The sequence below is a fragment of the Microvirga lupini genome (assembly GCF_014191055.1).
GTDB lineage: Bacteria > Pseudomonadota > Alphaproteobacteria > Rhizobiales > Beijerinckiaceae > Microvirga > Microvirga lupini_A.
Genome location: NZ_JACHWB010000001.1, coordinates 1,261,996 through 1,274,603 on the forward strand (window position 1 = coordinate 1,261,996; position 12,608 = coordinate 1,274,603).

6 protein-coding genes are annotated in these 12,608 nt (G+C 60.6%); 2 read left to right on the forward strand and 4 right to left on the reverse strand.

The genetic code is table 11. The features are described 5' to 3' along the window. Nucleotides 1-60: 60 nt before the first annotated feature. A complete protein-coding gene (locus tag FHR70_RS06260) occupies nt 61-1,065 on the reverse strand; it encodes a Bug family tripartite tricarboxylate transporter substrate binding protein (RefSeq protein ID WP_183448125.1) in 1,005 nt (334 codons plus the stop codon). A gap of 310 nt (nt 1,066-1,375) precedes the next feature. On the opposite strand from FHR70_RS06260, the gene FHR70_RS06265 reads away from it, so the two are divergent. Beyond that, complete coding sequence (locus FHR70_RS06265) at nt 1,376-7,225, forward strand: HAMP domain-containing protein (RefSeq protein WP_183448127.1); 5,850 nt, start codon at nt 1,376-1,378, stop codon at nt 7,223-7,225. Further along, entirely contained in the window at nt 7,222-9,330 is a 2,109-nt protein-coding gene (locus FHR70_RS06270; protein ID WP_183448129.1) for a response regulator, read from the forward strand. Before FHR70_RS06265 ends, FHR70_RS06270 begins: the two co-directional genes overlap by 4 nt. Before the next feature lie 120 nt (nt 9,331-9,450). Here the strand turns inward: FHR70_RS06270 and FHR70_RS06275 are convergent, their stop codons facing one another. From FHR70_RS06275 to FHR70_RS06285, 3 genes are all read right to left on the reverse strand, one after another. After that, complete coding sequence (locus tag FHR70_RS06275) at nt 9,451-9,681, reverse strand: hypothetical protein (RefSeq protein ID WP_183448131.1); 231 nt, start codon at nt 9,679-9,681, stop codon at nt 9,451-9,453. A 222-nt stretch (nt 9,682-9,903) separates the two neighbouring features. Next, nucleotides 9,904-11,280, reverse strand: a complete 1,377-nt coding sequence (locus tag FHR70_RS06280; RefSeq protein WP_183448133.1) for an FAD-binding oxidoreductase — start codon at nt 11,278-11,280, stop codon at nt 9,904-9,906. A 38-nt stretch (nt 11,281-11,318) separates the two neighbouring features. After that, nucleotides 11,319-12,518, reverse strand: a complete 1,200-nt coding sequence (locus FHR70_RS06285; protein ID WP_183448135.1) for a mandelate racemase/muconate lactonizing enzyme family protein — start codon at nt 12,516-12,518, stop codon at nt 11,319-11,321. Nucleotides 12,519-12,608 lie beyond the last annotated feature (90 nt).

A 12,608-nucleotide genomic window follows, 5' to 3' on the forward strand; every position in this document is an offset into this window, starting at 1 on the left:
CTGTCGAGCTGGAAATGATCCGGTGGGAGCTGCCAGATCGCGGCTCCCACACTTCATTCATCAGTCGACCTTGGCGCCGGATGCCTTGACGACCTTCGCCCATTTCTCGTGTTCGGCCCTGACATAGGTCATGAGCTCATCCGGACTCATGGGCCGAATCTCGCCGCCGAGATCGGCAAAGCGCTTCTGCAGCTCCGGCGTCTCCAGCGCCTTGCGGACTTCCTGGTTCAGCCGGCCCGTGATTTCTGGAGCTGTGCCCTTGGGAGCAAATAGCGCGAACCAGCTAGTGGCCTCGAATTGCGGAAGGCCCGCTTCAGCGAGCGTCGGCTTGTCGGGAATTGCCGGAGAGCGCTTGGACGACGTGACCGCCAGGGCCCGCAGGTTTCCGCCGCGCACGTGCTCGATCGAGGAGGGGAGATTGTCGAACATCACGTCGACCTGCCCGCCGATCAGGTCGTTCACCGCCGGTCCGCTGCCGCGATAGGGCACGTGAGGCATCTCGACGCCCGTCATCTGCTTGAAGAGTTCGCCGGACAGATGAATCGAGGTGCCGTTGCCGGACGAGGCCATGGTGAACTTGCCGGGCGTCGCCTTCGCTTCGGCGATGAACTCCTGCACGGTGGTGGCCTTCACCTTCTTGGGGCTCACCACCATCAGGTTGGGCACACCGGCCACATAGGCGACAGGTGCGAAATCCGTGAGCGCGTCATAGGGCATCTTGGCATAGAGGCTCGGATTGATGGCATGGGTGCCGACCGTGCCCATGACCAGCGTATAGCCGTCCGGCTCCGCTTTCGCGACCGCATCCGCTCCGATATTGCCGCCGGCGCCGCCGCGATTCTCGATGACGAATTGCTGGCCCAAGGACTGGGACAGCTTCTCGCCCACGAGTCGGGCGAAGATGTCCGTGGTCCCGCCTGGCGTGAAGGGCACGATCACGCGGACCGGCCGCGCCGGATAGGTTGCCGTCTGGGCAAGCGTGGCTCCTGCCCAGGTCAGACAGGCGCCGGCTCCGAGCAGAAGGCCTAGCATGCGCCGGCGGGTCGAGCATGAAGAGAATGACATGGCGGCTCCCTGAGGATTATGGTGTTGGTGGTGCCGATATTCCGGAACGGCAGCCACCATGAGAGCGCAACCCATAACCCAGGGCAATGGGCCTCAAGCGCGGATTGGAATCTGTACAGCCCCATTCATGAATGAAACTTAGTTCCGATAAATGTAGGCTGCGATTTTTCTGCTCCAAGGGAACTTTCGTCCCTTGAAAAACGTTACCTGGGGTCGAATTCCATCCGAAGACGAACAAAGTAGCTTTTGGGATGTCGGCACATGGGGGTCCAGGCGCGAGTAAGCCTGGAACAGCGTAACAGGGGGCCTTATGTCACAAGTCGAAACCGCCATTTCGCAGCTTGATCCCAAGCTGCTGCTCAAAACCCTGCGCGCATTCCGGAGAGGCGACTTCTCCGCGCGCCTGCCCTCGGATTTGACTGGGATCGATGGCGAGATTGCCGAAGCTTTCAATGACATCGCCGACCTGAACAAGGGGCTTGCCCAGGAACTCGACCGGGTAGCCAAGGTGGTCGGCAAGGAAGGCCGGATCGGCGAGCGCGGACGTCTGGCGGCCGCAACCGGCTGCTGGAGCGAGTGCATCGACTCGGTCAACTCCATGATCGGCGATCTCGTCCAGCCGACGACCGAGGTGGCCCGCGTGATCGGCGCGGTGGCCAAGGGCGACCTCAGCCAGAGCATGCAGCTCGAGATCGAAGGGCGCCCCCTGCGCGGCGAATTCCTGCGCATCGGCAAAGTGGTCAACACCATGGTGGGTCAGCTGAGTTCGTTTGCCTCCGAAGTGACGCGCGTCGCCAAGGAAGTGGGCACGGAAGGCAAGCTCGGCGGCCAAGCGCAGGTGAAGGGCGTGGCCGGTACCTGGAAAGACCTCACCGACAACGTGAACATGATGGCTGCGAACCTGACCGGTCAGGTGCGCAACATCGCGGAAGTGACCACGGCAGTGGCAAACGGCAACCTGTCGAAGAAGATCACCGTCGACGTGAAAGGCGAGATGCTCGAGCTGAAGAACACCATCAACACCATGGTGGACCAGCTCAACTCCTTCGCGTCCGAAGTGACCCGCGTCGCCAAGGAGGTGGGCACGGAAGGCAAACTCGGCGGCCAAGCGCAGGTGAAGGGTGTCGGAGGCACCTGGAAGGACCTCACCGACAACGTGAACATGATGGCGGCCAATCTGACGGGTCAGGTGCGCGGCATCGCCGAGGTCGTGACCGCCGTCGCCGTGGGCAACCTCACCCGGAAGCTGACCGTGGACGCCAAAGGCGAGATTGCTGCTCTCGCTGACACCATCAATGGCATGATCGATACGCTGGCCACCTTCGCCGATCAGGTGACGAACGTGGCGCGCGAGGTGGGTATCGAAGGCAAGCTCGGCGGACAGGCCCTGGTGCCGGGCGCTGCCGGGCTGTGGCGCGACCTCACCGACAACGTGAACATGATGGCCGCGAACCTCACCGGCCAAGTGCGTAACATCGCCGATGTGACGACTGCGGTGGCGAACGGCGACCTGTCGAAGAAGATCACCGTCGACGTCAAGGGCGAGATGCTGGAGCTGAAGAACACCATCAACACCATGGTGGACCAGCTGAACTCCTTCGCCTCCGAGGTGACCCGCGTGGCGCGCGAAGTGGGCACGGAAGGTAAGCTGGGCGGGCAGGCGCAGGTTCGCGGTGTCGGTGGTACCTGGAAGGACCTGACCGACAACGTGAACATGATGGCGGCCAATCTGACGGGTCAGGTGCGTAACATCGCGGATGTCACCACCGCGGTGGCGAACGGCGACCTGTCGAAGAAGATCACTGTCGACGTACGTGGCGAGCTTCTCGAACTGAAGAACACCATCAACACCATGGTGGACCAGCTGAACTCCTTCGCCTCCGAGGTGACGCGTGTTGCGAAGGAGGTCGGTACCGAGGGTAAGCTCGGCGGCCAAGCCCGCGTGGAAGGTGTCGGTGGTGTCTGGAAAGGCCTCACCGACAACGTGAACATGATGGCGGCCAACCTGACCGGTCAGGTGCGTAACATCGCGGATGTCACCACCGCGGTGGCGAACGGCGACCTGTCGAAGAAGATTACCGTCGATGTGCGTGGTGAGCTGTTGGAGCTGAAGAACACCATCAACACCATGGTGGATCAGCTGAACTCGTTTGCCTCTGAGGTGACCCGCGTGGCAAAGGAAGTGGGCTCCGAGGGCAAGCTCGGAGGGCAGGCCCAGGTGAAGGGTGTCGGCGGCGTCTGGAAAGGCCTCACCGACAACGTGAACCTCATGGCGGCCAACCTTACCGGTCAGGTGCGCGGCATCGCCGAGGTCGTGACCGCGGTTGCGACGGGTGACCTGTCCAAAAAGATCACCGTCGTGGTCGAAGGCGAGATGCTGGAGCTGAAATCGACCATCAACACCATGGTGGATCAGCTGAACTCCTTTGCGTCCGAAGTGACCCGCGTGGCCCGCGAGGTGGGCTCTGAGGGCAAGCTAGGCGGTCAGGCACAGGTGAAAGGCGTTGCCGGCACCTGGAAGGACCTCACCGACAACGTGAACATGATGGCGGCGAACCTCACCGGCCAGGTGCGTAACATCGCCGATGTGACCACCGCGGTGGCAAACGGCGACCTGTCGAAGAAGATCACCGTCGATGTCAAGGGCGAGATGCTGGAGCTGAAGAACACCATCAACACCATGGTGGACCAGCTGAACTCCTTCGCCTCCGAGGTGACCCGCGTGGCGCGCGAGGTGGGCACGGAAGGCAAACTCGGCGGTCAGGCGCAGGTTCGCGGTGTCGGCGGCACGTGGAAGGACCTGACCGACAACGTGAACATGATGGCGGCCAATCTGACGGGCCAAGTGCGTAACATCGCAGACGTGACGACCGCGGTCGCGAACGGCAATCTGTCGAAGAAGATCACCGTCGACGTGAAAGGCGAGATGCTGGAGCTGAAGAACACCATCAACACCATGGTGGATCAGCTCAACTCCTTCGCCTCCGAGGTGACCCGCGTGGCCAAGGAAGTGGGCACCGAGGGCAAACTCGGCGGTCAGGCCCGCGTGGAAGGCGTGTCGGGTCTGTGGCGCGATCTCACCGACAATGTGAACCAGCTTGCCGCCAACCTGACCAATCAGGTGCGAGCCATCGCGGAAGTGGCAACGGCCGTGACGCGCGGTGACCTGACCCGGTCGATCACCGCCGAGGCCCTCGGCGAGCTTGCCGCGCTCAAAGACAACATCAACGAGATGATCCGCAACTTGCGCGATACGACGCTCAAGAATGCGGAGCAGGATTGGCTGAAGACAAACCTCGCCAAGTTCACCCGCATGCTGCAGGGCGAGCGCGATCTCGCCACGGTGTCGAACATGATCCTGTCGGAGATCGCCCCGCTGGTGAACGCGCAGCAGGGCGTCTTCTACACGGTCGAGAACCGTGGCGACGAGCCGACCCTGGAACTCGTCGCCTCCTATGCCTTCACCGAGCGGAAGCATCTTGGAAACCGCTTCCGCCTGCGGGAAGGTCTCGTCGGTCAGGTGGCTTACGAAAAGAAGCGCATTCTTCTCACCAATGCGCCGAACGACTACATCAAGATCGGTTCGGCCCTTGGCGAGGCGGCGCCGCTCAACATCATCGTTCTGCCGGTTCTGTTCGAGCAGGAGGTGAAGGCGGTGATCGAGCTTGCTTCGTTCAACCGCTTTTCTGAGACCCACCAGTCCTTCCTCGACCAGCTGACGGAATCGATCGGTATCGTTCTCAACACGATCGCGGCCAATATGCGCACGGAAGGTCTCCTGAAGCAGTCTCAGCTTCTGACTTCCGAGCTTCAGAGCCAGCAGGAGGAGTTGCGCAACACCAACGACCGCCTGGAGCAGCAGGCAGCCACGCTGCGCCAGTCCGAGGAGCTTCTGCGGCAGCAGCAGGACGTTCTGCAGAAGACGAATGAAGAACTCGAGGACAAGGCGCGACTGCTCGAGATTCAGAAGCGGGAAGTGGAGACAAAGAACCAGGAGGTCTCGATTGCCAAGACCGCGCTCGAGGAAAAAGCCGAGCAGCTTTCCCTGACCTCGCGCTACAAGTCACAGTTCCTGGCCAATATGAGCCATGAACTGAGAACGCCTCTCAACTCGCTCCTGATTCTTTCGAAGCTTCTGACCGAAAACTCCGAAGGCAATCTGACCGACAAGCAGAAGGAGTTCGCCAAGACGATCCATGCGGCCGGTTCCGATCTCCTGTCGCTCATCAACGACATCCTCGACCTGTCCAAGATCGAGTCCGGAACGGTGAGCCTTGAGGTCTCCAACGTCGCCTTCAAGGATCTTGTCGAGAACATGGACAGGACATTCCGCCAGGTTGCGGAGGAGAGAAAGCTCCACTTCCAAGTCGAGGTTGACCCGAAGCTCCCATTGGCCATCCGAACGGATTCGAAGCGCCTGCAGCAGGTGCTGCGCAACCTTCTGTCGAATGCCTTCAAATTTACGGAACGCGGAGGCGTGACGCTTCAGATCGGCTCAGCCGAGGGCTCGCCGTTGCGGGCCGGAAGCCAGTGGATCGCCATGTCCGTGACGGATACCGGCATCGGCATCCCGGAGGACAAGCAGCGGATCATCTTCGAGGCCTTCCAGCAGGCAGACGGCACCACGAGCCGGAAGTATGGTGGAACCGGTCTCGGCCTGTCGATCAGCCGAGAGATCGCACGGCTCCTCGGTGGCGAGATCGTGGTGTCGAGCACGCCTGGAAGCGGATCGACCTTCACGCTCTTCGTTCCCGTGGAGCCGCCTTCAAGTCATGGAGCGCTCGGCACGACATCCGCAGTGCGATCGAATGGCGATGGATCGGCATCCTATGCGTCGCCCGAGGATGCGCCCGGGGCGATGATCCGCCAGCCCTCAGCCGCCATGGCGCTTTCGGCGTCCCTCGACGATCGCCATGCGATCACGGTGGGAGACCGCATCGTGCTGATCATCGAGGACGATGCGATGTTCGCCTCGGTGCTGCTGGAACTCGCCCGAGAGGAGGGGTTCAAGGGTCTGATCGCCATGGATGGCGCTTCGGCGCTTGCCCTGGCCCATCGCTACAAGCCGCATGCGATCACCCTCGATATCGGCTTGCCCGACATGGATGGATGGGCGCTCCTCGATCTCCTGAAGCACGATCCGAGAACAAGGCACGTTCCCATTCATGTGATCTCGGTCGACGACCAGAAGAAGCGCGGCCTCAAGGCCGGCGCCTTCGGCTTCCTCGAGAAGCCTGTCGACCGGGAAGCTCTCATGGGGGCGCTCAACCGTACGAAGGAGTTCATCGACCGGCCGGTAAAGAAACTTCTTCTCGTCGAGGACGATGACAACCAGCGCATGAGCTTGTCCGAGCTCATGAAGAGCGAGCAGGTCGACGTCACCGCGGTGGGAACGGCCGAAGGTGCCCTGGAGGTCATCCAGGTGCGGCCCTTCGATTGCGCCATCGTGGATCTCGGGCTGCCGGATCTGCCTGGTGCCGAACTGATCGAGCGCATTCGCAAGACGCAGGGCGGTGAGGAACTGCCGATCGTCATCTATACGGGTCAGGATCTGACCAGGGAGGAAGAGCGCCGGCTGCAGAGCATCGCCGCGACGATCGTCGTCAAGGGCGAGGGCTCATCCGAGCGGCTTCTCAACGACACGGCGTTGTTCCTCCACCGGGCGATCAGCGCCATTCCGGAAGAGAAGCACATCATCGTGGAGCATCGCGCCGATGGATCACTCGATGGTCGCAAGGTGCTCATCATCGATGACGACATGCGCAATATCTTCTCGCTGACGAGCGCGCTCGAGCAGCACGGGATATCCGTCATCTTCGCAGAGAACGGCCTGGAAGGCATCGAGAAGCTCCAGGCCAATCCGGATGTCGACGTAGCTCTGGTCGACATCATGATGCCGGAGATGGATGGCTACGAGACCATGCGGGAAATCCGGAATATTTCCCGGTATCACGATCTGCCGCTTGTCGCCGTAACGGCTAAGGCGATGAAGGGTGATCGTGAAAAATGTCTCGAAGCAGGAGCGACGGATTATGTGTCGAAACCTGTGGACATAGATCAACTTCTCGCCGTCCTCCGCGTTCAACTGAGCCGGAGCACCTATATCCCTGAAGGGAAGACTGCTCCCAATGGCGCGGCAGGGGTCGGGTTGAGCTCATGATCGAAGACGCTAGGCAGGCGGACACGGGCCTGGGACCGGATGAGTTTCATCTGGTCTCGGCCCGCCCTCTGACGGATCCTATTCCGGCCAAAATCTTGGTGGTCGATGACGATCCCAGGAATCTGATCGCCGTTGAAGAGGTTTTGCGATCGCCCGGTGTGGAGATTGTCACCGCCGATTCGGGCGAATCTGCCTTGCGTCATGTTCTTCAGAGCGATTTCGCGGCCATCCTTCTCGATGTGCAGATGCCCCGCATGGATGGCTACGAGGTTGCCAGCCTGATCCGGAACAGGCCCCGCTCATCGCGGGTGCCGATCCTGTTCCTGACGGCCTTCAACAAAGACGACATGCACGTCTTCAAGGGCTACTCTGCCGGTGCGGTCGACTATGTCTTCAAGCCCATCGAGCCCCTGATCCTCAAGTCGAAGGTCGACATCTTCGTCGACCTGTACCGAAAGACGGAGGAGATCCGCCGGCAGGCCGAGCAGGAGCGGCATCTCCTGATGGACAACCTGCGGGTTCGCAGCGAGAAGCTGAAGGCCGAGCAGGCCCTGCGGCGACGCGAGGAGCATCAGGCCATCGTTCTGCAGTCGCTGCCGATTGCGCTCTACACGGCCTCAGTGCAGGACGATCACCGGCAGCTTCACTTCACCAACGAGAGCATCGAGCGGATCACCGGCTTCCGACCGGGAGCCTTCCTCGAACGTTCAGACTTCTGGTCTTCCCGGATCAATGACGAGGATCGAGGCAGGGTTCTGAGCGAACTCAAGCGCCTGGAGCAGGAGGGAGCCGTCAGCCTCGAATACCGCTGGCTGTGCGCAGATGGCGTCGAGCGATACTTCCTCGATCAGACCGTTCTCATGCAGGATGAAGAGGGTCGCCCGCGCGAATTCTTCGGCATGTGGTTCGACATCACCGAACGCAAGCACATGGAGCAAAACCTGCTTCATGCCAGCAAGCTGGAAGCCGTTGGCCGCCTCACGGGCGGCATCGCTCATGACTTCAACAACATGCTGAGTGTCGTCATCGGCAATCTCGATCTTCTCAAGAAGAGCATTCAGGGCAATGAGAAGGCGGAGCGGCGGGTGCGAATGGCCATGGAGAGCGCTCAGCATTGCGCTGATCTCACCTACAGGCTTCTGACCTTCTCCCGCCGTCAGGCGCTGCAGGTCTCGACAATCGATGTGATGAGTCTCATGCCGAGCCTCCTTGAACTCATGCGCACGACACTCGGTGAAAACATCAATGCCAGCGTTCGCGCCGATGAGGGCATCTGGCCGATCCAGGTTGACCGGGCCCAGTTCGAGGCGGCTCTGCTCAATCTTGCCGTGAATGCACGCGATGCCATGCCGGATGGCGGCGATCTGACGATCACCGTTGCGAACCAGGTCGTGGAAGAAGGAAAGCCTCTCCCCAGCGGGGATTATGTGGAGATTGCCGTTCAGGACACCGGCATCGGCATGCCGCCTGAAGTGCTCGCGAAGGTCTTCGAGCCGTTCTTCACCACCAAAGAGAGTGGCAAGGGCACAGGCCTTGGCCTCAGCATGGTGTATGGCTTCGTTCAGCAATGCCACGGCCGGGTCGAGGTGGAAAGTGCGCAGAATGTCGGAACGACAATCCGCATCTTCCTGCCTCGCTCACATGAAGTTGCTGAGAACACGTCTCACAACCACGCGCATATTGCTGCTCCCTTTGGAGAAGGGCGTACGGTATTGGTGGTCGAGGACAACCCTGCTGTCAGGCAGGTCGCGACATCAACGCTTCGCTCGCTTGGCTTCACGGTACAGGAGGCCGAGAGCGGCGATGCTGCGGCTCAGGTCTTGAAGAAAGCAGAGGACATATCCCTCGTCCTCTCCGACGTCCGGATGCCCGGTGAGCTGAGCGGCGTTGATCTCGCCCGTCTCATCCAGGACGAGCATCCTGGTATCCAAGTGCTTTTGACAACAGGCTATTTCGATGGCGGAGAGACGCTCGACGATCTCAACCTCCTCTACAAGCCCTATCGCGCAACGGACTTGGCGGAGAAAATCCAGGCTCTGATGAAGCAGCCGGAGATTGTCGAGTTAGAGAATGTCTCGTCACGCCCAGCAGCGGCTGTCGCATGAATTCTCAGGTGTGTCTTGACCGAACTGGTTTGCCAGGAAGATAAAACGTTAAGAGTGATCTCGAACTGCGCGTTTCTGAGGAAAGAGATCACACTACGCGAAGAGCCCTCGATCGGGTGCTCACAAGGTCGCAGTGAGTGTGTCTCTGTCGCCCTGCCACGCGGTGTAGAAGTCGCCGGTGCGATCAAGAACGAAGACGGTAGGGCAGTTCGACACGGCCGACCAGCAGGCCGACTCGACGGCGAATTTCAAGGCTTTGGCGCGAAAATAAAACGAACCCAGATCTCTCCCAAACTGCGAGACCGTCCAACGATTATGCTTGAACGCAACGCAGTACGCTCCGTGGGCCATCAGGATCCTCCCAAGTAGCTTGTCTGGCAAATCACAGGGCCGTTGCTAACCATCCTGCCATGAGAATGCAACCACCTATGGCCGCTCGTTTAAGGGAGAAATCTTAATGGCGGGTTTCGCCTGATAGCGATGAAGGCCCACATTGGGAAGCTATTCCGAGCGGTGGAGATGGAGCACTCAATCTGCTCTCATCCTCAGGTGCCTTGAAGCCAGCGGCTTTGCTCAAAGCACACGGCCGGGATTGAGAATGCCGGCCGGGTCGAGGGTTTGCTTCATCTTGGCCATCAGGGCGAGTTCAGGTTCGGACCGGCTCAGAGAGAGATAGGGCCGTTTGATGCGTCCGATGCCATGTTCGGCCGATACCGAGCCGCCGAGACGCGAGACCAGGTCATACACAAGCCCCTGAACGTCTTTCTTGGTCTCGTCAGTCATGTCTTGAATGGCAACATTGATATGGATGTTGCTGTCGGCCACATGCCCGAAAGCGACCCAGATGGCCTCTGGCCATTTTTTGGGCATTTCCTCGCGCAGGTGTGCGACCGCTTCCGTCATCCGGTCGAGCGGAACGCTTACATCGAAGCGGATTTCCTCGGGCAGGAAGCGGCCGTACTCATAAGGCGTTTCCCTGTAGGCCCAGAACCGGTTCCGGTCGGTGCGCGATTGTGCGACCAAGGCGTCCTTGATCAGTCCCCGCTCATACAGATCGCTCAGAACAAGCGAGAACGCCTCCGTTCCCGCCGGGTCTTCTCCCATATCCGCCTCGATGAGAAGCGTGATGTCATGCTCGGCCTCGAAGGCGTTCGGGAGGCCGCAGATCCGAGTGGCGACGCTCATGAACTCGCGCCACATGGCCTCGAACACGAGCAGGCGCCCGGGATGCGCCTGCTGGAATTGGCGCAGCACCAGTAGTCCATCTTCGAAGCTGCCGACGGCGCAGAGGGCGGTCTGAAGACCCTGGGGTTTCGGGTGCAATCCAATCACCACCCGTGTGATCACGCCGAGAGTGCCCTCGCTCCCGATGAACAACTGCGTCCAGTCATAACCCGCGTTGTTCTTCAGCATCTTGTTCAGCGAGCGGACAACGGTTCCGTCCGCAAGAACGACTTCCAGGCCAAGGATGTTGCGGCGGGCCATGCCGTAGCGCAGCACCTGGTTGCCGCCGGCATTGGTGGCGGCATTGCCTCCGATCGTGCAGGTCCCCCTCGCGCCGAGATCGATCCCGCAGAGATAGCCCGCCTCGTCGGCGGCTTGCTGCACGGTCGCGAGCGGCGTGCCGGCGAGTGCCGTAAGCATTGCGCTGGCGGCATCGATTTCTTCGATGCCGGTCATACGCTCAAGGGAAAGGGCGATTTCTCCCGCTTGAGGGTGCGCCCCACCGGCCAATCCCGTCAGGCCCCCTTGCGTGACGACAGGGTGGCCATGCTCATGGCAGATCCGCAGAGCCGTGGCGACATCCTCGGTGGTTTGCGGCAGGGCCAAAGCCTTCGGAGGTGTAGGAGCAAGACCGCTGGCATCCGCATGATTGCGCAAGGGGATATCGGATCCGGTTCTAACCTGCGATCCGAGGGCGGCTTTGAGCGCATCAATCACGTCGTTCATTGCATTCCATTTTGAGAGAATGTTCGCTCAAGTCCTGACTATGAGCTCTCGGATAGTCTGACGATTGCATCCGGCCGGCTGCAGAGGTCCGGCAGCAATTCCAGCCCTAGACCTGGCTTCATGTTGACCGTCACCTCTCCGTTGGAAACGGTGGGAAGCTCCGTCACCAGCTCGGTGTACCACCCGGTGTAGAATGCTCGGACGCTTTCCTGGATCAGGGCGTTCCTTGCATGCAGGGAGAAGTGGCAGGAAGCCGCGTAAACCACCGGTCCTGTGCAGTCATGGGGCGCAACCGGCACATGCCAGGCTTCGGCGAGGGCGGCAATCTTGCGGGCCTCGGTAAGCCCACCGCACCAGGACAGATCGAGCATGACGACGCCCGCCGCACCGGTTTCGAGATATTCCCGGAACGCATGCGTGTAGGACAGGGTTTCGGATGCGCAAACCCATGCCTTGGAATGGCGGGCGTATTCCTTGAGATCGCCGACATTGTCGAGGCGGAACGGGTCCTCATGCCAATAGGTGTCAAACTCGGCGAGAGCCGCGGCAAGCTTCTTGGCCATCGGCAGGCTCCACAGGGAGTGGAACTCGACCATGATGTCCATCTTGTCGCCGACGGCCTTACGGATCTTGGCGAACGGCTCAAGGGCCGTCTTCAGTTCGGCAGGAGAGATATCATAGCCGTGGCTGCGCTCGGCTGCGACATCGAACGGCCAGATTTTCATGCCGGTGATGCCCTGCTCCAGCAGGGAATGGGCCAGATCGTCAGCGTTGTGCAGGAACGCCTCCAGATCCTCATAGGCCCCCTCGGCACTGCCGACGCCCCAGTTCGCCACCTTTTGCGCACGGCTGTCGCGGATGTACCTGTACCCGGCACAGGTGTTGTAGACCCGGATCCGATCCCGGGAGCGCCCTCCAAGCATATCGCAGATGGGCTTGCCATGAACCTTGCCGAACAGGTCCCACAGGGCAATATCGACCGCCGAGTTGCCCCGTGTTTCCACCCCGGCCGACCTCCAGCCAAGATAGTTTTGAACATCACGGTTGATGGCCTCGATCTGGAGAGGATCGCGCCCGATCAGCTTGGGTGCGACGGTCTCATGGATATAGGCCTCCACGGCGGCCGCGCCCATGAAGGTTTCGCCCAGACCGATAAGGCCTTCGTCCGTGTGCAGGCGAACCCAGATGATGTTCGCGAATTCCTGCAGACGGATTGTCTCGACACCGGTGATTTTCATCAGACTCTCGCCATGGCTATGGCCTATCTGCTCACGAAAGGCGGCCGGGAACAACACTTACAGTGAATGACTGAGCACTTGGAGCTCAAG